The organism is Microvirga alba, from assembly GCF_015694465.1.
In the GTDB taxonomy this organism is placed as follows: domain Bacteria; phylum Pseudomonadota; class Alphaproteobacteria; order Rhizobiales; family Beijerinckiaceae; genus Microvirga; species Microvirga alba.
This window is the reverse complement of record NZ_JADQDO010000007.1, coordinates 36139-55076: the sequence shown is the minus strand read 5'-3', so window position 1 is coordinate 55076 and position 18938 is coordinate 36139. Positions and strand designations below refer to the sequence as shown.

Here is an 18938-nt window from a genome sequence, read left to right as displayed (position 1 = left end):
GCTTCTTAAATTGCCGTCCCGTGCAGGTCGTATTCATCCGACCGCTCGATCTTGACGTCCACGATTTCGCCCGCGCGCAGCGGTTTGGCTGAGGCGACGTAGACTGCGCCGTCGATCTCCGGCGCATCGTACTTGGTGCGCCCCTTGGCGACCGTCGGCCCGGCCTCGTCGATGATGACCGGCAAAGTCTTGCGGACCTTGGCCTTGAGGATCTTGGCGCTGACCTTCTGCTGCGTCTGCATGAAGCGGTGCCAGCGCTCTTCCTTGACCTCATCCGGCACGGCGTTGCCGATCTCGTTGGCGGGCGCGCCCTTCACGGGCTCGTATTGGAAGCAGCCGACCCGGTCGAGCTTGGCCTCTTTCATCCAGTCGAGCAGGAAAGCGACATCCTCTTCCGTCTCGCCGGGGAAGCCGACGATGAAGGTCGAGCGGATGGCGAGATCCGGGCAGATCTCGCGCCACTTGCGGATCCGGTCCAGGGTCTTTTCCTGATGGGCCGGGCGGCGCATGGCCTTCAGCACCGAAGGTGAAGCGTGCTGGAAGGGGATGTCGAGATACGGAAGAATCTTGCCCTCGGCCATCAGCGAAATGACCTCGTCCACGTGCGGGTAGGGGTAGACGTAGTGCATGCGGACCCACATGCCGAGGTCGCCCAGTTCCCGCGACAGGTCGAAGAAGCGCGTGCGCACCTCCCGGTCCTTCCAGATGCTCGGCTGATACTTGATATCGAGGCCGTAGGCGCTGGTGTCCTGGGAGATGACCAGGAGTTCCTTGACGCCGGCCTTCGCCAGCTTCTCGGCCTCACGCAGCACATCTCCGACCGGCCGGCTGACGAGATCGCCGCGCAGCTTGGGGATGATGCAGAAGGAGCAGCGGTTGCTGCAGCCTTCGGAAATCTTGAGATAGGCATAATGCCGGGGCGTGAGCTTGACGCCCTGGGGCGGCACGAGATCGACGAAGGGATCGTGCGCCGGGGGCACGGCCTTGTGGACCGCCGTGACGACGGTCTCGTATTGCTGCGGCCCGGTGATCGCCAGGACGTTCGGGAACTGGTCGCGGATCTGTTCGGGTTCGGCACCCATGCAGCCGGTCACGATGACCTTGCCGTTTTCCGCCATGGCCTCGCCGATGGCCTCGAGGGACTCGGCCTTGGCGCTGTCGAGAAAGCCGCAGGTGTTGACGATCACCACATCCGCGCCGACGTGCTTATTGGTCAGCTCGTAACCTTGAGCGCGGAGCTGGGTAATGATGCGCTCGGAATCGACCAGGGCCTTCGGGCAACCCAGGGACACGAACGAGACTTTGGGCGCGGGAGCATTCATCCGCCAAATCCACTTACTTCAAAGGTTTTCACTGACATCCAAAGGCGCCCGCCTAAGGCCGGATCGGCGCGAAATCATGGCGGAGAGGTAACGTCTCCGACCGTCGTCGCTAAACGCTGACAATTAAAGGGTTTTTCACGCTCGTCGGTTTGACCCCCGTAGCACCCTTTCGGAGCGCAGACAAGTATCCACGACGACCGCCCCGTCATCCGACCGGACGCCGCGGGGAGCGGGGTGTGATTTTGACGCCGGAAGTGCGCGGTCGTAGACTTGTCGTTGGATGGGTTACCCGGCTCCGGAACCGTGGACCGGAAGGGCGTCTCTATGAAGACGAACGCGACCTTCTCGACCTCGAGCCTCTCTCAAATTCCGCGCGGCATCTGGGCGCTCGGGCTGGTGAGCATGTTCATGGATATCTCCTCCGAGATGATCCATGCGCTCTTGCCGGTCTATCTCGTGACGGTCCTCGGGACTTCCACGCTCACTGTCGGGGTCATCGAGGGCATCGCGGAGGCGACGGCCAATGTCACGAAAGTCTTCTCCGGGGCTCTCTCGGACTGGCTCGGGAAGCGCAAACTCCTGGCGGTGATCGGGTACGGTCTCGCGGCCTTCACCAAGCCTGTTTTTCCGCTGGCGAGCACGGTTGCATGGCTGGTTGCGGCCCGGTTCCTCGACCGGGTGGGCAAGGGGATCCGCGACGCTCCCCGGGATGCCCTCGTCGCCGACATAGCGCCGGCTGATTTGCGCGGTGCGAGCTTCGGGCTGCGCCAGTCGCTCGACACGGTCGGGGCGTTCCTTGGCCCCCTGGCTGCAATCGGATTGATGTTGCTGACTTCGGACGACTTCCGCTTCGTGTTCTGGATCGCCGTTCCGCCCGCATTCATCGCGTTTGGCCTCATGGTGTTCGGCGTGGAGGAGCCCCTTCGCCATAAGGAGGAGACGAGGCCGCGCCTGCGTCTCTCCGACGTGAAGCGCCTGTCCGGTCCGTTCTGGGCCGTGGTCGCGGTGGCCGCGATCCTGACCCTCGCCCGCTTCAGCGAGGCCTTCCTGGTGCTCCGCTCCCGGAATGTGGGCCTGCCGCTGGCGTTGGTCCCGACCGTGATGGTGGTCATGAACATTGTCTACGCGCTCGCGGCCTATCCCGCCGGACTTCTCTCCGACAAGTTGGGGCGCGAGGGCGTGCTCGCGGTCGGAATTGGATTTCTCATCGTTGCCGATCTGATCCTGGCGCTCGGCCAAACAATTCCACTCGTCATGGTGGGGGTAGTATTCTGGGGCCTGCATATGGGGTTTACGCAAGGGTTGCTTGCCGCCCTCGTAGCCGACACTGCACCTCCGGAATTGCGAGGGACGGCGTTCGGGATCTTCAACCTGATCGCCGGATTGGTCCTGCTCGCGGCGAGTATGATCGCGGGTGCCCTATGGGACGTCTACGGTCCCATGGCCACCTTTCTGGCCGGTGCGGCTTTCACGGTGGTCGCGCTGACCGGTTTTCTTCTGTTGCACTTCGGTTCCACCGCAAAGCCGGAGCCGCCTTGAGCCGGCGTTACGAGGTGTTCCAATGCGCGTCGCCGTCTTCAGTACCAAGCCCTATGACCGTCGCTTTCTCGACGCCGCAAACACCGGCTTGGGACACGTTCTGTCGTATTACGATGCGCGCCTGTCTCCCGCGACCGAGGGACTCGCCGCTGGTGCGCAGGCGGTGTGCGTCTTCGTCAACGATGAGGTCGATGCGGATGTCCTCGCCCGCCTCTCGTCAAAAGGCATCAAGCTTGTCGCCCTACGCTCGGCGGGCTTCAACAATGTCGATCTGGAGGCCGCGCGTCGTGAGGGGGTCACGGTGGCGCGGGTGCCAGCCTATTCGCCTCACGCGGTTGCCGAGCACACGCTGGCGCTGATCCTGACCCTCAACCGGAAAACGCATCGGGCCTATAACCGGGTACGAGAGGGCAACTTCTCATTGGAAGGGCTCCTTGGCTTCGATCTCAATGGCAAGACCGTCGGGCTGGTGGGAACCGGCAAGATCGGGGAGGTCGTGGCGAAAATCCTTACCGGGTTCGGATGCAAGGTTCTCGCCCATGACCCTCGTTCGAACCCGAACTGCGAGGCCTTGGGCGTGCGCTATGGCTCGATGGAGGAGCTTCTATCGTCCTCCCACATCGTCTCCCTTCACTGTCCGCTCACTCCGGCGACACATCATCTCATCGGCTCCGACGCGTTGAAGCAGATGAAGCGCGGTATCATGCTGATCAACACCAGCCGCGGAGCCGTCATCGATACGCAGGCGGTCATCCGGGGGCTGAAGGAGGGGATCATCGGCAGCCTTGGGCTGGACGTTTACGAGGAGGAGGCGGACCTCTTCTTTGAGGATCTTTCCGATCGGTTTATCAGTGATGATGTCTTCGCCAGATTGCTGACCTTCCCCAATGTGCTCATCACCGGCCATCAGGCCTTCTTCACCAAGGAAGCCCTGACCGGCATTGCCGAGACGACGCTCGCCAACATCACCGCGTTCGAGAGGAGCGGCCGGGCGGTCCATGAAGTCTCCGTGGAGAAGCTCGCGCGGGACCCGCGCTGACCGGACATCACGCCTTGCGCCTCAAAGGCGCGCAACCGCGCCGAGCAGCATCATCACGTGGCCGTCTCCCCAGGTCGGAAGCAGAATGCGGGCGTACCCTGTGTTCAGGCCGGAGGTTTCAAAGCGGTAATGGGTCGGAGCACGTTGCGCGACAGTGGCGGTGCATTGCTGCGTAAAAGAGTCGAAGGGCGGCCGCTCCTCCACCTCATCGCTGAACTTGCCGGGCAAAGACACGCCATAATAGCGGAGAATATGCGTTCCCACGGTTTCGAACCGAAACCGCTCCGGATTTTCGAAGACGGTCACCAGCATCATCTGGTCTTCAAGCTCTGGAACCCTGGACGGATCGACGTCGTCAGAAAACGGTATGTCGTTCTCACCACGCCTCAACGATTGCCAGTATGATTGGACTCTCCCGAGTGCGGATTCCACCTTGTCCGGCATGGGAAAGGCATTCACGGCGGGCTTCATGTCATCCACGTCCTTGCAAGGGCGAATAGCCAAGAATCCTAGGGCGCACCGGTTAGATTTCGAATCCCGCCGGTGAGCCCCCACGAGGCAGCGAGCCTCGCCTTGAATATTGCCGTCGCGCGCCGATAATTTCCTTGCCCGGGCGGAGTGGCCGGAAACCACCTCGGACCTTCGCGCGGCCGCCCTGGAGAAATCGGGTTGCCTGAGATCGTAACGCTCACCATGAACCCGGCGCTTGATATTGCGACAAGCGCGGAGGCGGTCATCCCGACAGAGAAGATGCGCTGCGGGCCGCCCCGATATGATCCGGGAGGCGGGGGCATCAATGTCGCCAGAGTTGTGAAGATCCTGGGCGGTGAGGCATTCGCCGTCTTTCCCGCAGGCGGACCCGCTGGCCTTGCGCTCGAGGGGTTGCTGGAACGGGACGGCGTTCCTCACCAGCGTATCCCCATCAAGGGCGTGACACGAGAGAGCTTTACGGTCGATGAGCGTCGCAGCGGGCAGCAATATCGATTCGTGTTGCCGGGGCCGTCACTCTCCGGCGATGAGCAACGGGCCTGCCTTGAGAGCCTTGTTGAACACGTGGCCAATGCCCGGTTCATCGTCGCCAGCGGCAGCCTGCCGCCCGAGGTGAAGCCGGATTTCTTTCGCGGCGTCGCTGACCTGGCGAAGCGGTCGGGCGCCCGCTTTGTCCTCGATACCTCAGGTGAGGCACTCCGGCAGACGCGACAGGGAGTCTACCTTCTCAAGCCGAGCCTGCGGGAGCTTCGGGAATGCGTCGGCCGCGAGCTTCGCAGCGAGGCGGAACAAGTGGAGGCAGCGCAAGAGCTGATCGCGGACGGACGCAGCGAAGTGATCGTCATTTCGCTGGGAGCGCAGGGGGCGCTGCTTGTCACGGCACAGGGCTTCCAGAGACTTGCGCCCATCGACGTCCCGATCCGCAGTGCAGTCGGGGCAGGTGACAGCATGGTCGCAGCCATCACTCTCGGCCTGGTGCGTGGCCTGGATCTGGAACATGCCGTACGCTTCGGAATGGCCGCCGGCGCGGCGACCCTCATGACGCCGGGAACCGAATTGTGTCGGCGTGACGATGTGGAAAAATTGTATTCAAATCAGTTCATTCGTAAAGCCATTTGACGTGTAACATTAAATTTTGATTGCGTGCTGCCGAGCGTCGTATGCGGTGATGAAAGCGGCATAGCTCCAGGCCAGGTTCTTCGCGGAGGTTGGTTCGCCGGTCGATTGATCGAACTGCTCCGAGAGCTCACCGGAGGCGGGCGCATAATCCCGCACCGTCGCCATGAAGGCGTCGCCCCGTTCGAGAAGCACGGTCAGCGCCTCGTTCGGCAAGCTCATCCGGCCGTCGAGGATGCGAGCCAGGAACGACGCATTGTCATCGTTGCATGCGAGTCCATGGCCTCGCGCAAGGCAGCCCGCGAGACGGTAGTAGAATTCGGCCACAGCCAATGTGGTTATGTACCAGGCCCCACCGCTGACGTAGTGATCGCCCGCGTAGCGTCCCATCGCCGGGCCGCGCCCGGGGCGAAGTGCATTGTTGATGCGGTATTCGGCGATGAAGAGGTCTTCGAGCTTTTCAAGCGTGGCATGGACCCGCGGATCGAGCACGCTGTGCGCGCCGCCAGCGCGATCTGCATGCAGCACGGCGAGGATGACGGAGGCGTCCAGATCCTTTTGCGGATTGTCAGTGCCGCCTATGTGACTGCGATAAAAGCGCTGCGTCGGAGACCAATGGAGATCGAGGCTCTCGCGGAGAGCGTGTGCGGCGGCCCGGAAGCGGCCGGCTCCATCGTTATCACCTTCTTCGCTCATCCACTGTGCACCGTCTTCAAGCGCCGCCATTTGGACGAGGCGTGTGTAGTAGTGATGGCCGAACTCCTCCTCCCAGAGATCGTAGCATGGCTCACTCCAGTGCCGTTCGACGAAAGCGAGGTCGCCGCAAGCAAGGTCGTTGGCGGCTTGCCCTTGCGTGCCAAAGGAAGCGTATCGTAGGACGCTGAGTGCCCGCAGAGCCGGGCCGTCATTCTGAGGTCGCGACCACTTGATGATGTCGAGGGCGCCATCGGGGTTGAACCGTACTTCGCCCAGAAGCTTATCGCCAAGCACGCTCATCAGCTCGTCATCTGGTCGCACATATTTCAGCAAACCTGGCTCGACCCCCTGCCGAATATCTCCCTTTTTCAACAGAGCAGGCCCATCAAGGCGGCGCAGACCGAGGCTGAAAGCGACGAAATCCCCGAAGAGTCGAGGTGCGTCATCGAGCCTGCCGCGCTGGTGCAGGATTCTCAAGGCGTCCATGACGAGGGATGAATCCCTGAGCCAATGAAAAAAATAATCCGGATCGCCGCCTGACAGATCGGTCGCCGGCGCGGCGACAATTGAGCCGGGCTTCGGCACGATTCTTTGGCCGAAGGAAGCCCGGTTCATCACGAGGTCGGTCGCCGAGACGCTTTGAAGAATGGCGGCGGAGGCGAAACGCATCTCCGCCTCCATCCATTCGATGAGCGATTGATCGGCGTTTCCCATTTGCTCCTCGGTCAAGCCATATGAGGCGATTCAAAACCCAACCTGGCGAGACCGGATCGGACTTCAGGGCAGCTCATGAATAACCTCCACAGCAGCCCCGAACGGTAGTTCTCGATCATCACCACGATCGGTCCTTCATCGACGCCGATATAGTCGCGCGAATACCAGTCCTTGGTTTCGCTGAAGGCGGAGGTGAATCCACATTCGCCCCAGATCCGGTCGCGTAAGGGGCCGCAGAAATGCCTCAACGCGAGCATGGCGGCCTCAGGCGCATAGGGAAAGCTCGCAAGAGCCGCATCGGGCGCGATGAAACCGAGATCATTCGCGGGGTGAAGCGGGCGGTAGCCTTCGTCCGTGTCGTCGCTCGTCAGACCCCAGCAATCCGGGCCATAGCCTTTGAAATTGTGCGGGTTGCGGATGCAGTGTTCGCGGTTGATGAGGACGTGGTGCACATTCTGCCGCCAGTAATCGGCATAACGATCCTTCAATCCACGCGGGTCGAGGCCGAGAAAGGAGTAATGGGTAAAGCACAGCCCTCCGCCGTAATCGGGGCCAAGCGGCAGCTCGATGTCGTAGTATGTTCGCCCGTTTCTGAAATCCCGCCCTTGGGCCCATCCACCGTGATAGACTTTAGGATCGATGGCATGCTGCGGCGAGGAGGCCGCGAGAATATAGGCCATAAGGCACTCGTTCCAGCCTCGGATCTCATAGTCCATGCTCCAGTCGTGATTGGGACTCCAGTGCCAGTAGAGCATCTTGATCCCGCCACGTGTGTACCAATCCCATTCCACGTCGCCCCAGATCCGGTTGATCAGGCCTCGCAATTCGCGCTCGTCGGGCTCTTCCCGCTGGAAATATTGCCGCACGCAGAGCAACCCTTGAAGAAGAAAGGCGGTCTCGACGAGATCGCCTCCATCGTCCTTCCGGCTGAACGGCATCGTCGCGCCGGTCCGGCCGTCCATCCAATGGGGAAAAACCCCGTGGTACGACGGCGCGCGCTCAAGGAAACGCACCATCGTCAGGAGCCGTTTGAGCGCATCGTCCCGCGAGATCCACCCTCTCTCGGCGCCCGCGATGATCGCCATGACGCCCATGCCCGAGGCTCCGATTGCGACACAATCATCGAGGGGCTGGCCAATGGTGATCCTCTCGCGGGCAAGGCCGCTGACGGGGTGGCCGAATTCCCAGAAGAATCGAAGGGTTTGCCGTTGCACGACATCGAGGATCCGGGAGGAATCCCGCTCATGCCGCGAATGATGTGAGGAACCGGCAGAGGTGGTCATGCTGTGTTGCACTCACCGATTTGCCAAACCGTCACAATAGCATCTCAGGACCGACCTCGTCGAGTCGATGCTCCCTCGGCCGGCCTAGGGGCTGCTCGGCATAGGGGCCTTGTATAATTTGTGGGGCGATGCGCCGGATCTTTGCGGCTGGAGCCTGAGGTTCAGCGCCTCTCCGCGTTCACGGACAAGCTTCAGCGTACGCCCGTAGAACTGGTCGGCAGAGTGGCGGCGGCTTGTGCTGATCACGGTGGCGCCCGCGAGCTCGTGCTCGAAAATGGACAGGATGATGCGGCGGCGGTCATCATCGAGCGCGCTGATCGCCTCGTCAAAAATGACCCAGCGCGGCCGGTGAAGCGTCAACCGGGCGAAGGCAAGCCGCTGCTGTTCTTCAAGCGAAAGTGAACGGTCCCAGCGCGCCTCCTCATCGAGGTCTGGCTTGAGGTGACCGAGCCCGGTCCGATCGAGAGCAGCAATGAACGCCGCATTCTCGAAACCCTCCGGAGGCGCCGGATAGGCCAGAACGGACCGGAGCGACCCGGGCGGCAGGTAGGGGCGCTGCGGCATGAACATGATGCCCTGCCCGGGCGGAAGGAGAATTGACCCGCTCCCCCAGGGCCATAGGCCGGCCAGAGCCCTGAAAAGCGTGGTCTTGCCCGCGCTCGCCTCGCCGAGGATCAACACGCGCTCACCGGCCGCGATTTCGATATGCGGCTCGCTCAACTTCGCGCGACCATTGACGAGCGACACGCCGAGCTTGTCGAAAACGAGTTTGGCGTCCGGCCCGTCGCTGAACGCGATATGTTCCACATCAGCGCCCAGGGTTTCGAGCACGGTCAAAGCCTCGCGAAGAAGCATGACGCGCAGGAGCGCAGCCCGCCAATCCGCCAATTTCGGGAAATTATCCACGAACCATCTCAGGGCCTGTTGGACCTGCTGAAAGGCAGCCACCGTCATCATGAGGGTGCCGAAGCTGAGGTGCCCGGTGAAATAGCCGGGGGCCGCGACGATGAACGGAACGACGATGGCAAGCCAACCGTAGCCGGAGGTAATCCATGTCAGACGCGCCAATCCGTTCACCAATTGCCGCATGACGGCGATCACCCGGTCCAGCTCGATGTTGAGCATGCGGCGCTCATCGGCCTCGCCCTGAAACAGCGAAATCGCCTCGGCGGACTCGCTGACGCGAACGAGCGCGAAACGCAGGTCCGCGTCCCTTGCGGAGCGTTCCACATTGAGGTCGATGAGAGGGCGGCCGACATACCAGCTCAGCCACGAGCCGATGAGCGCATAGGCCAGAGCGCACCACACCATGTATCCCGGCACGGCCACCAGACTCGTCGAATCCGATCGCGCCATCTCGCCGGAGAGAACCCAGAGAACGCCGACGAAGCTGACGAGGAGGAGCGACGCCTGCAGCAGGCCGACCCCGAGGTCCGCGCAGAGCTCCGTCATATGCCGGATATCCTCATGAATGCGCTGGTCGGGATTGGTGCCGATTTCTCCCGCAAGCGGCAGGCGATAGACCCGTTTCGGCTTCAGCCATTCATGGATGAGATCCCGGGTCAGGGCCTCGCGGAGGCTCACCTTCAGAAATTCCTGCAACCAGGTTTGGATGACCCCGAGCACCAGCAGGCTCGATGCGATGAGGCCGAAGACCAGAAGCTGCTGAAGGAATTCCTTCAGCTCCTTCTGCGCTACCGCATCATAGAAGGGGCGATTCCAGGCGTTCAGCCGGATCTGGCCCATGGTATTGGCGCTGATGACGACAACGAGCCCCGCGCATATCCACAGTAATGTCCTTCGCTGGTCCGAGCGGGCGAGCGCACGGATCATCAACCGGACGTGGCTCCGCACGAAGGCATAGGGAGGCTTGAATCGTTCCGGCATCGGACGCTCCCGATCTAGCTTCTCTTAGGCCAATATCGTGTCGGCGGCCTCGCTGGGCGAGGGGGTGAGCGTTCCCTGGCGATCATGACGCCCTAATTCCTGAGCATTCGAGGCGCGGAGAGCGTCATGACTGAGGATAAGCCAAGGGTCGAAGCGCTGCTCCAGGCCATGACCCTGGAAGAGAAGATCGGCCAGCTCACGATGCTGGATGCCGGCGGCGTGACGACCGGATCGGGCAGGGCAAGCGACCTGAATACCTCGGTCCGGGCAGGTCGAGCCGGTAGTCTGCTCAACCTGGTCGATCCAGTGCAAATCCGCGCCATGCAACGCATCGCTATTCAGGAGAGCCGCCTGCGAATCCCGCTTCTCTTCGGGCTCGACGTGGTTCATGGCCATCACACGACCTTTCCGATTCCGCTTGCGGAGGCGGCGGCGTTCGATCCGGACCTATGGCGGCGAACGGCGGAGGCCGCTGCCGCGGAAGCGGCTGCCGACGGGATCAACCTCACTTTCGCGCCTATGCTCGACATCGCTCGTGACCCGCGCTGGGGCCGCATCGCGGAAAGTCCGGGCGAGGATGTGCTGGTCGCCCGGCGCTTCGCGCAGGCGAAGGTGAATGGCTTCCAGGGCCGTAATCCCGCGGCGCCTGGCTCGCTCGCCGCCACGGCGAAGCACCTTGCCGCCTACGGAGCGGTCGCGGCGGGCCGCGAATACGCACCCGTCGATATTTCGGAACGCCTGCTGCATGAGGTCTATTTGCCGCCCTTTCATGAAGCGGTCCGAGCGGGCGTCGCGGTCATCATGCCGGCCTTCACGGACCTTGCCGGCGTTCCCATGTCGGCGAATGTCACCGTGCTACGCGATCTCGTGCGGCAGCAATGGGGCTTCGATGGGGTTTTCGTCAGTGACTACAGCGCGATCCAGGAACTGATCAATCACGGCGTCGCAGAGGATCTTGCCGCGGCAGCAGCCCTGGCGCTGCGCGCAGGCATCGACATCGACATGATGGGCGGCGCTTATGAGCACGGTCTGTCGATCGCTCTGAAACGCGGCGCGGCGCGTATCGAGGATGTGGACGCCGCCGTGGGGCGCGTGCTTGCCCTCAAAGCAAGGCTCGGCCTCTTTCATGCGCCCGACAAGGGGGACACATTCAAAGCCACCGATCCGCATTTGCGCCAGATGAACAGATCGTTGGCGCGAGACGCCGCGCGGCGCTCGATCGTGCTCCTGAAGAACGAGCGCTCGCTTCTCCCGCTCGATCCGGAAATGAAGCGGATCGCGCTCATCGGCCCGCTGATCAATGCCCGCTCCGACATGCTGGGGCCGTGGTCGGCTCTCGGGGACCCGGAGCACGCGGCGACTGTCCTCGATGGATTGAGGAGCGCGCTTCCCATCGCCCAGATCACCGCCATCGAGGCCATGGACATCGAGGGGCAGGATCGTGAGGGCATTCGCGCCGCCGTGGACGCCGCTGCGGCGGCCGACGCCGTGGTACTCTGCCTCGGTGAGGACCGGTCGATGAGCGGGGAAGCGTCATCGCGCGCCCATATGGATCTGCCGGGACGTCAGCGCGATCTCGCGGAGGCGATCCTCGTTCTTCGCAAGCCGGTGATCGCTGTGATCATGAGCGGACGCCCGCTCGTGATCGGCTGGCTGGTGGAACGCGCGGATGCTGTGATCGCGGCCGGTTTCCTAGGCCATGAGGCCGGTCACGCCCTGGCCGACGTGATCACCGGGCATTGGAACCCGAGCGGCCGGCTGCCGGTATCCTGGCCGCACGCCGTCGGGCAGATTCCTATCTTCTATGCCCAGCGGCCCACCGGGCGCCCGCGCGATCCCGAGAACCACTTCACGAGCAAATATCTCGACATGCCGAACGATCCGCTGTTCCGGTTCGGAGACGGGCTGTCCTACACGTCTTTTGCTATTGCCGCTCTGCGCGCCAACGCAACGACGCTGGGGCCGAAGGACGAGATCGTTGTCGATGTCGAGGTGCGCAACGAAGGGTCTCGGGAGGGGGAGGAAACAATCTTCCTGTTCATCCACGATCCGGTCGCGTCGGTATCGCGGCCGATCCTGGAACTGAAGGATTTCGCCAAGATCGAACTCGCGGCGGGGGAAACCGGGACTGTGCGGCTCCGCGTTGCGGTCGAGGACCTGAAGCATCTCGATGCCGATCTCCGCCCGGTTCTCGAAGCGGGCGTTGTCGAAGTGTTGATCGGTCCAAGCGCCGACCGGGCGCGATTGCATCAAATCACCGTAGAGATCGTCGCCGAGGCGCCTATTTCGTAGCGGTGGCGAGTAGAGGAAAGCGCGCAGCCTCGGTGGCCCATCCATGGGCTTCGAAGATGAAGCGGTCCGGGGCGTTCGCGATTGACGTCAGCCCTAGGATTGCCGGTTCCGGGCGAGTGATGACGAAGGTTGGAATGCGCGTCATCACGGCCTCGAACGGTGACTTGCGCTCGAAGGCGCGTCGAAAGTCGCCGCGATCGAGAAGATCGATGACGCGCGGGAGGATGCCGCTGCCGAAGTAAACCCCGCCTGTCGCGTTGAAGATAAGCGCCAGATCACCCGCAAAGCGCCCCAGCAGCGACAGGAAGTGGCGAACAGCGTCAGATGCAGCCTCATCTTTACCGTAGGAAGCCGCCGCAATCACCTCAGCGGGCGTGAGGGAGGGGGGTACTTGCCCCCTGCGCTGCGCGGCAGCATGATGGAGCCGGGTGAGACCCGGCCCCGACAGCACGGTCTCGGCGGTGATGCGGCCTCCGACCCGGTCGATCAAGGGCCAGATGGCGAGTTCGTCTGCGTCACACGCCCCAAAATCCACATGTCCCGCTTCGGTCGGCTGCAGCCAATATCGGCCTCGCACGGGAATGCAGGCGGCGGCCCCGAGCCCCGTCCCCGGCCCGAGCGCGACCCGGTTCCCTTGTCCGCAAGGAATGGCCGGCCCGATCCGAGCAATCTCGACGGGCTGTCCGACTTCAAGCAAGGGCAGGGCGGCCGCGACCGGCACGTAATCGTTCACGAGCATCGCGCTCGACAATCCGAGATCCGCTCCGATCTCCGCCGCATCGATGGTCCATGAAGCATTTGTCAGGCGAACGGTAGGAGCGTCGACGCGGCCGGCGACACCGAGGAGCGCGGAACGCGGCGACGGGCCGCCTAATGCGTTGAGAGCGGATCGGATCGCCATACCCGGCGTTGTGTGCAGGGATGTCGCCATGGTGATCAGGCGCGAGAGCGGTTCGCCGGGAGCCGGCAAAACCGCAAAGCGGGCGTAAGTCCCACCGATATCTGCGATGAGAACCGGGAACTCAAACATGGCGCAGGCACCTACGCCACGCGCTTGCGGCCCAAAGATTGTTCGATTTCAAGGACATGCATCGTTGTCTTCAGAACGGTGTCGGGGTTGAGGCTGATCGAGTCGATGCCGAGGCGGACAAGATATTCGGCGATTTCGGGATAATCCGAGGGGGCCTGGCCGCATATACCTGAGTGACGGCCGTTGCGACGGGCCCCTTCCACGGCAAGTTCGATCAGCTTCAAGACGCCGGGGTCGCGCTCGTCAAAGTCGAATGCCACGATCTCGGAATCCCGGTCCACGCCTAGCGCCAGTTGCGTCAGATCGTTGGAGCCAATCGAGAAGCCATCGAAATGGCGGGCGAAAGCATCGATCAGAATGACGTTGTTGGGGATTTCGCACATGACATAGATCTTGAGCCCGTTCTCTCCGCGCGTCAGGCCGAATTCACTCATCTTCGCCACCACCCGCTCGGCTTCCTCCACGCGGCGACAGAATGGGACCATGGGGCGGATGTTCGTCAGCCCCAAGACCTCGCGGGCACGCTTCAGCGCCGCGCATTCGAGCGCGAACCCGGCTTCATAAGCCGAATGGGCATAGCGCGAGGCTCCACGAAAACCCAGCATCGGGTTGGCTTCCTCGGGCTCGAACGCCTTCCCGCCGAGGAGGCTCGCATATTCGTTGGTCTTGAAGTCCGAAAGCCGCACGATCACAGGCTTCGGAAAGAAAGCCGCAGCGATGGTCGCAACCCCTTCGGACAGGCGCTCGACAAAGAAATCGGCAGGCTTCGCATAGTGCCGTGTCAACCGCTCGATCTCGATCCTTTCCTTCGGGTCCAGTATCCGCTCGGGGTGAACAAGCGCCATCGGATGCACCTTGATGGCATTGGTGATGATGAACTCCATCCGTGCGAGGCCGACGCCGTCGTTGGGAAGGAAGCTCAAACCGAACGCGTTGTCGGGATCTCCGACATTCATCATGATCTGCGTGGCGGGGCGTGGAAGTGCCGAGAGGTCCGTGTGCTCGATCGTGAAGGGAATCTCGCCCTCATAGACGTGCCCGGTATTGCCCTCTGCGCAGGACACGGTGACCAGATCGCCAGTGCGGATCGCAAGGGTCGCCTTGTCAGTGCCGACAACAGCCGGGATGCCGAGTTCGCGGGCGACGATGGCGGCGTGACAGGTGCGTCCGCCTCGATTGGTGACGATGGCGCCTGCGGTCTTCATCACCGTTCCCCAATCCGGGGAGGTGGTGTCGGCGACCAAGATCTCGCCCGGCTGGAACGTGGATAGATCAGTCTGATGCGCGATCAGGCGAGCCTTGCCGGATGCGATCTTAGTGCCTACCGCTCTGCCTTCGGCCTTGAGCGGCCCCGTGCGCTCCAATCGGTATTCCTCGAGCTTCATGCGGTTGATGCGTGAGGAAACGGTCTCGGGCCGGGCCTGGACGATATAGAGCCTGCCGTCGAGGCCGTCCTTCGCCCATTCGATGTCCATGGGGCGGGTCTCTTTCGCCTTTGCGCTGTAATGCTCCTCAATCTTGATGGCGTAGTCGGCGAGAACAAGAACATCGTCGTCGGGGATGCAAAATCGGTCACGCTCCTTCTTGTCGGTCGGGATATTGCGCGTGTGCTGGCGCGCGCCTCCTTCCGCGTAGATCATCTTGACCTTCTTGGCTCCGAGGGAGCGGCGCAGAACCGCCCGGTTACCGCGCTTGAAAGTCGGTTTGAAGACATAGAACTCGTCGGGATCAACCGCCCCCTGCACGAGGTTTTCGCCCAGGCCATAGGAACCGGTGATGAAGACCACGTCCGGGAAGCCAGTTTCGGTATCGATCGTGAAGATGACGCCGGAAGAGGAGAGATCGGCGCGGACCATCTTCATGATGCCGACCGAGTTGAAGACCTTGAAGTGGTCGAACCCGTTGTCGATGCGGTAGCGAATGGCACGATCCGTAAACAGGCTGGCGAAACAGCGCCGCACGGAATCAAGCACTTGTGCCTCACCGGAGACGTTGAGATAGCTCTCGTGCTGCCCTGCAAAACTCGCGGTGGGAAGATCCTCAGCCGTGGCCGAGCTTCGCACCGCGACCGTCAATTGCGCACCGTATTCCGCGATCAGTTCACGATAAGCCCGCAGGATCTCACCGGCCAGATCCGCGGGGAGCGGGGCGCTATAGACGAGATCACGGGCCTGTCCTGCTCGCGCGGCGAGGTCCGCCACATCGCTCGGATCGACCCCACCCAGGATTTCATGAAGACGGGACCACCCTTGAGCGTGATCAAGGACATAGCGGTATGCTTCGGCCGTTATGGCGAAACCATTCGGCACAAGGAGGCCCTGAGGCATCAGCTCCCGATATAATTCGCCCAGAGACGCGTTCTTGCCTCCGACGAGGGGGACGTCTTTCAAACTGATTTCGCGGAAAAATCGAACAAACTGAAAGGTTTGAGCCATGGCTCTGTCCCGTTTTGGCGAAAGCGCCGTGGCCTGCAGAGCTAACCGGGCTCCGAAGCCGGGAAGGGCTCTTTCTTGATGGAAGCCTGGTCGAGGCCTGGGCCTTGATTGTTGATCCAGACCGATACCTCCTGGAGGGTATTGAACGCGCGCCCGCGGTCCGTGGCGCAGGGGCCAAAACCCGCTCTGATGATCCACTGGTGCGGACGGGAGCTGTGCGGGTCATCGACCTGAGCAATGACGGCTACCAGCCAGTCGCCCGCAAAGACAAGTCTGCCGTTTTCCCCGCCGCTCCGAACGGCGAGGTGTACGGGTTTGAAGCTGACCAAAGTCTCCATGAACCGCCTCCCGCTCATTCCCCTTACAAGACTGATGGGGCTTCGCGTCGAGGGCTTTGATCTTTCGCAAGAACGCGGGCGATGAGCGGTGTCTCATCGCCCGCGTTCTTGAAGGATGAGCCTCCCAAATCCTGGCTGATCAAGCCGATTTGAGGGACATGTTGATCTGCGGAGCCGCCGGGGGCTTCCGGCGCCAAATGCCGAAGAAGCCGAGCAGGCGCAGGGCGTTCAAGGTCACGAGAACCGTGCCACCTGTATCGGCGATGATCGCCATCCAGAGGCCCGTCGCGCCCGTGATGGTGGTCACGAGGAAGATCGCCTTCAATCCCAACGCGATGCCGATATTCTGGCGAATATTGGCCATCGTCGCTCGCGACAGGCGGATCATCGTGGCGACATCGGTGACGCGATTCCGCAGAAGGGCTGCATCCGCCGCCTCAAGGGCCACGTCTGTGCCGGACCCCATTGCCACGCCCACATGAGCCGCAGCCAAAGCCGGTGCGTCGTTGATGCCGTCGCCGACCATCAGGGTGTGGCGGCTTTCCGCCATCTTGCGAACCACGTCGGATTTGTCGCTCGGCATCATCTCCGCCCGCACGCCGACGTCCAAGGCGCGGCCGATGGCCTGACCCGTCCGGGCGTTGTCCCCCGTCAGCATGATGGTCTCGACACCGAGAGTCTTGAGATCGGACAGGCCTTGCTGAGCATCGGCCCGAGGTTCGTCGCGGAAGGCCATGATGCCGGCGACCGAGCTTCCGATCACGACGAGCGCAACGGTTTTGCCTTCCTCTTCAAGCGCTTCGAACTGGCGGATGAGCCGCGTGTCGAGAGCTGCCCGTTCGGCAGCGAAACGCGGAGCGCCGATGAAGACGGTCTGCGATCCGACCGTACCTTCCATGCCGCGTCCCGGGAGGGCGCGGACATTTGTGGCGGCGACCGGCGAGATCTCATCCTCCTCCGCCCGCGCGCCGACCGCTTGGGCGAGGGGATGGCTGGATTCCCGCTCGATTGCGAAAGCAAGGGAGAGAACCTCCTTCTTAGTCGTCGCTCCGACGGAGACGACATCCGTGACGAGGGGGCGCCCGAGCGTCAGCGTGCCCGTCTTGTCGAAAGCAACGACTTGAACCTTGGCGAGACTTTCAACGATTGCACCGCCCTTGACGAGAAGCCCATGACGGGCCGCCGTCGAGAGACTCGACGCAATGGCCGCAGGCACAGAGATGACCAGGGCGCAGGGGCAGCCGATCAGCAGCAGGGTCAAGCCGCGATAGATCCACGTTGCCCAATCCCCATCGAGAAATACGGGAGAGGTGAGGGCCACGAGCGCGGAGAGACCGACAATGAAGGGCATGTAGAACCGCGAAAAGCGGTCGATGAAACGCTCGGTCGGCGCTTTCGCCTCTTGCGCCTCTTCTACCAGGGCGATGATGCGCGCAATCATGTTGTCCTGCGCCGTGCGCTCGACCCGCACGCGGATCGCGGCGTCATGATTGATCGAACCTGAGAAGATCTCCGTGCCGGGCTCCTTCAGCTTGGGGATGGATTCGCCCGTGACGGGCGATTCATCGACGCTCGACGTACCATCTATCACCCTGCCGTCGGCGGGCACGCGGTCTCCCGGGCGTACCAGGACGACCTGGCCGATCCGCAATGTCTCCACCGACACCTCGCGCAACCGGCCGGCTTCGTCCACGATGGCCGTCTTCGGAACGAGCGCTCCCAGAGCCTTGATTCCCGCTCTCGCCTTGTTGGCGGCAACCCCTTCGAGCATTTCGCCGACCGCGAAGAGGAAGACGACGATCGCCGCTTCCTCGGCGGCTCCGATGAACAGGGCGCCAAAGGCCGCGATCGTGAGCAGCATTTGGATCGTGAAAAACGCTCCCGCCAAGGCGGCCATCAAGGCCCGCCGGGCAATAGGAGCTGCGGCGACGACCGTCGCAAGGATGAAGATCCAGTAGGAGGCCTGCGGCACCACAAGGCTTGCGGCATAGGCCGCGCCGACGAGCAGACCCGACGTTACGGCGATCTTGCCCTTATGGGTCGCCCACCAGGGAGGGGTGGGCTTTTCACTCGGTTTCGCCGGAGCAGCATTCACGGGAGCTGAGCGGCCGCGCATCAAGGTCGGCTGATAGCCGAGATTCCTAAGCTGGCTTTCGACGGCTGTGCCTTGCGTCTTGGCCTCGTCGAGCACGAGCGACAAGGTCTCGTTGGTGATGGAAACCTTGATTCCCGAAACGCCAGGCAGGCGCTCGAGAGCCGTGCTGATCGTGGCCGCGCAACTGCCGCAATCCATCCCCCCGACTTTCCAAATGTGCGCATCGGCAGATGGAGCTTCGACATGAGCATGAGCATGAGCGTGCGGGGTGTGATGATCGTGGCCGCAGCAGCTCCCATGCGCGTGATGGGAATGATGTTCCGTCTTGGGCGGGATTCGTGTCGGTTTGTATCCGAGCTTGGCCACGCGCTGTTCGATTTCGGATGCCTTGGTTTTCGCTTCGTCGAGAACGAGGGTCAAAGTCTCGTTTGTCGTGGAAAGCGCGATACCCGAGACGCCCGGCAGCCGTTCGAGAGCCGTACGGATGGTGGCAGAACAGCTGCCGCAATCCATACCCTCCACCTTCCACGTTGTCGAACCGGCCGCAGGTGCGGCGTTATCATGCGGATGACCGTGATGATCATGGTCGCAGCAAGCGTCGTTGAGAGGGGCGTTCATCCGATTCCTCAAGGGTGCGGTAAGTAGCGGGTTGACATCGGATGG

13 protein-coding genes are annotated in these 18938 nt (G+C 62.5%); 4 read left to right on the top strand and 9 right to left on the bottom strand.

What is annotated here, in order from left to right:
- Positions 1 to 5: 5 nt before the first annotated feature.
- Positions 6 to 1322, bottom strand: a complete 1317-nt coding sequence (gene rimO / locus I2H38_RS14320) for a 30S ribosomal protein S12 methylthiotransferase RimO (RefSeq protein WP_196272543.1) — start codon at positions 1320 to 1322, stop codon at positions 6 to 8.
- Positions 1323 to 1646: 324 nt separating this feature from the next.
- Between rimO and I2H38_RS14315 the strand changes: the two genes are divergently transcribed.
- Together I2H38_RS14315 and I2H38_RS14310 are read left to right on the top strand one after the other, a co-directional pair.
- Positions 1647 to 2861, top strand: coding sequence for an MFS transporter (locus tag I2H38_RS14315; RefSeq protein ID WP_196272542.1), 1215 nt, complete (start codon positions 1647 to 1649; stop codon positions 2859 to 2861).
- Positions 2862 to 2883: 22 nt separating this feature from the next.
- Entirely contained in the window at positions 2884 to 3900 is a 1017-nt protein-coding gene (locus tag I2H38_RS14310; RefSeq protein ID WP_196272541.1) for a 2-hydroxyacid dehydrogenase, read from the top strand.
- Positions 3901 to 3921: 21 nt separating this feature from the next.
- On the opposite strand, the gene I2H38_RS14305 is transcribed toward I2H38_RS14310, so the two are convergent.
- Entirely contained in the window at positions 3922 to 4371 is a 450-nt protein-coding gene (locus tag I2H38_RS14305; RefSeq protein WP_196272540.1) for a PAS domain-containing protein, read from the bottom strand.
- Positions 4372 to 4569: 198 nt separating this feature from the next.
- Here I2H38_RS14305 and I2H38_RS14300 point away from each other — a divergent pair, with 198 nt between their 5' ends.
- Positions 4570 to 5508: a 1-phosphofructokinase family hexose kinase gene (locus I2H38_RS14300; RefSeq protein WP_210324814.1), complete on the top strand. Its 939-nt coding sequence runs from the start codon at positions 4570 to 4572 to the stop codon at positions 5506 to 5508.
- A 9-nt stretch (positions 5509 to 5517) separates the two neighbouring features.
- Here the strand turns inward: I2H38_RS14300 and I2H38_RS14295 are convergent, their stop codons facing one another.
- The 3 genes from I2H38_RS14295 to I2H38_RS14285 all read right to left on the bottom strand — a co-directional run bounded on the left by I2H38_RS14295 (position 5518) and on the right by I2H38_RS14285 (position 10085).
- A complete protein-coding gene (locus I2H38_RS14295) occupies positions 5518 to 6915 on the bottom strand; it encodes a glycoside hydrolase family 15 protein (RefSeq protein ID WP_196272539.1) in 1398 nt (465 codons plus the stop codon).
- An 11-nt stretch (positions 6916 to 6926) separates the two neighbouring features.
- On the bottom strand, positions 6927 to 8198 hold the full coding sequence (locus I2H38_RS14290; RefSeq protein ID WP_196272538.1) for a glucoamylase family protein: 1272 nt from the start codon (positions 8196 to 8198) through the stop codon (positions 6927 to 6929).
- Between the two features lie 84 nt (positions 8199 to 8282).
- Entirely contained in the window at positions 8283 to 10085 is a 1803-nt protein-coding gene (locus I2H38_RS14285) for an ABC transporter ATP-binding protein/permease (RefSeq protein WP_196272537.1), read from the bottom strand.
- A gap of 126 nt (positions 10086 to 10211) precedes the next feature.
- Here I2H38_RS14285 and I2H38_RS14280 point away from each other — a divergent pair, with 126 nt between their 5' ends.
- A complete protein-coding gene (locus I2H38_RS14280) occupies positions 10212 to 12377 on the top strand; it encodes a glycoside hydrolase family 3 N-terminal domain-containing protein (RefSeq protein WP_196272536.1) in 2166 nt (721 codons plus the stop codon).
- On the opposite strand, the gene I2H38_RS14275 is transcribed toward I2H38_RS14280, so the two are convergent.
- The 4 genes from I2H38_RS14275 to I2H38_RS14260 form a co-directional block, all read right to left on the bottom strand.
- Complete coding sequence (locus tag I2H38_RS14275) at positions 12367 to 13347, bottom strand: glucokinase (RefSeq protein ID WP_407664082.1); 981 nt, start codon at positions 13345 to 13347, stop codon at positions 12367 to 12369. The genes I2H38_RS14280 and I2H38_RS14275 overlap by 11 nt on opposite strands.
- Positions 13348 to 13418: 71 nt before the next feature.
- Positions 13419 to 15842, bottom strand: a complete 2424-nt coding sequence (gene ppsA / locus I2H38_RS14270; RefSeq protein WP_196272534.1) for a phosphoenolpyruvate synthase — start codon at positions 15840 to 15842, stop codon at positions 13419 to 13421.
- A gap of 41 nt (positions 15843 to 15883) precedes the next feature.
- Positions 15884 to 16180 carry a hypothetical protein gene (locus tag I2H38_RS14265; RefSeq protein ID WP_196272533.1) on the bottom strand — a complete coding sequence of 99 codons (297 nt, stop codon included), beginning with the start codon at positions 16178 to 16180 and terminating at the stop codon, positions 15884 to 15886.
- Between the two features lie 139 nt (positions 16181 to 16319).
- Positions 16320 to 18893 (bottom strand): heavy metal translocating P-type ATPase, encoded by a 2574-nt coding sequence (locus tag I2H38_RS14260; protein ID WP_196272532.1) that lies wholly within the window; start codon positions 18891 to 18893, stop codon positions 16320 to 16322.
- Positions 18894 to 18938 lie beyond the last annotated feature (45 nt).

Coding starts and splice junctions, on each gene's coding strand:
- rimO (WP_196272543.1), bottom strand. CDS start 1,322: ATGAATGCTCCCGCGCCCAAAGTCTCGTTCGTGTCCCTGGGTTGCCCG.
- I2H38_RS14315 (WP_196272542.1), top strand. CDS start 1,647: ATGAAGACGAACGCGACCTTCTCGACCTCGAGCCTCTCTCAAATTCCG.
- I2H38_RS14310 (WP_196272541.1), top strand. CDS start 2,884: ATGCGCGTCGCCGTCTTCAGTACCAAGCCCTATGACCGTCGCTTTCTC.
- I2H38_RS14305 (WP_196272540.1), bottom strand. CDS start 4,371: ATGAAGCCCGCCGTGAATGCCTTTCCCATGCCGGACAAGGTGGAATCC.
- I2H38_RS14295 (WP_196272539.1), bottom strand. CDS start 6,915: ATGGGAAACGCCGATCAATCGCTCATCGAATGGATGGAGGCGGAGATG.
- I2H38_RS14290 (WP_196272538.1), bottom strand. CDS start 8,198: ATGACCACCTCTGCCGGTTCCTCACATCATTCGCGGCATGAGCGGGAT.
- I2H38_RS14285 (WP_196272537.1), bottom strand. CDS start 10,085: ATGCCGGAACGATTCAAGCCTCCCTATGCCTTCGTGCGGAGCCACGTC.
- I2H38_RS14280 (WP_196272536.1), top strand. CDS start 10,212: ATGACTGAGGATAAGCCAAGGGTCGAAGCGCTGCTCCAGGCCATGACC.
- ppsA (WP_196272534.1), bottom strand. CDS start 15,842: ATGGCTCAAACCTTTCAGTTTGTTCGATTTTTCCGCGAAATCAGTTTG.
- I2H38_RS14265 (WP_196272533.1), bottom strand. CDS start 16,180: ATGGAGACTTTGGTCAGCTTCAAACCCGTACACCTCGCCGTTCGGAGC.
- I2H38_RS14260 (WP_196272532.1), bottom strand. CDS start 18,893: ATGAACGCCCCTCTCAACGACGCTTGCTGCGACCATGATCATCACGGT.